This is a genomic window from Staphylococcus sp. EG-SA-2 (assembly GCF_017152085.1).
Genome location: NZ_JACYHC010001310.1, coordinates 1 through 600, shown reverse-complemented (window position 1 = coordinate 600; position 600 = coordinate 1). Strand labels below are relative to the sequence as shown.

The following is a 600-nucleotide window of genomic DNA, read 5'->3' as shown; positions in this document are numbered from 1 at the left end:
TATGACATGAACCGTGAAATATCACCATTAAGAAAAGCAGATGATGCAGTGACATTAGATACGACAGGCAAGTCGATTGAAGAAGTTACTGACGAAATTTTAGCGATGGTGAGTCAAATTAAATAATCTAATAAGTCATAACTATCTATTTGTAATGTGCAACGCTTAACGCATATACAAAATGAATGTGCTGATAATGATTTACTCAAATTAAAAGGTGATTTTTATTCAATGATGAATGAAAGTTGCCTTTTTATTTTTGGTAAAAGTTCATGCGTCAGTGAATTGTGTAAGTTTTTCAAAAAGTAAAAAGAAATAATAAAGGTGAATTATTAGAATTCCAAAAATAATTCATTACATTCATAAAGCATTTTACAAATGGTAAGAAAATGAGTGTTACAAATCTAAATATTGCAAAAGAAGTTGATTTAGTCACAAAAAATGTCCTATGTAATAATTCGAGAAAGATGCACTATATACGGTCTTCTTACTATTCAAATGTAAAAGTTGCTTATTTGCGTGGCTTTTTGTTTTATAAAAGTATAAAATTTTACTATAATATATCTTGTAGAGAACAATGAAATGACAGACTTATAAAAC

General features: G+C 27.7%; 2 protein-coding genes and 1 pseudogene. All 3 read left to right on the top strand.

Annotated elements, in window-relative coordinates; genetic code table 11:
• The coding region (locus IDG60_RS21025; RefSeq protein ID WP_206160998.1) for a (d)CMP kinase at positions 1 to 126 on the top strand (126 nt) is incomplete at its 5' end.
• Between the two features lie 30 nt (positions 127 to 156).
• A pseudogene (locus tag IDG60_RS21020) lies at positions 157 to 270 on the top strand (hypothetical protein); the annotation flags it as partial.
• A 119-nt stretch (positions 271 to 389) separates the two neighbouring features.
• Complete coding sequence (locus IDG60_RS21015; protein ID WP_001800578.1) at positions 390 to 581, top strand: hypothetical protein; 192 nt, start codon at positions 390 to 392, stop codon at positions 579 to 581.
• Positions 582 to 600 lie beyond the last annotated feature (19 nt).

What these genes read in the sequence shown, in the direction of transcription:
- IDG60_RS21015 (WP_001800578.1), top strand. Translation starts at nt 390, where the DNA reads ATGAGTGTTACAAATCTAAATATTGCAAAAGAAGTTGATTTAGTCACA.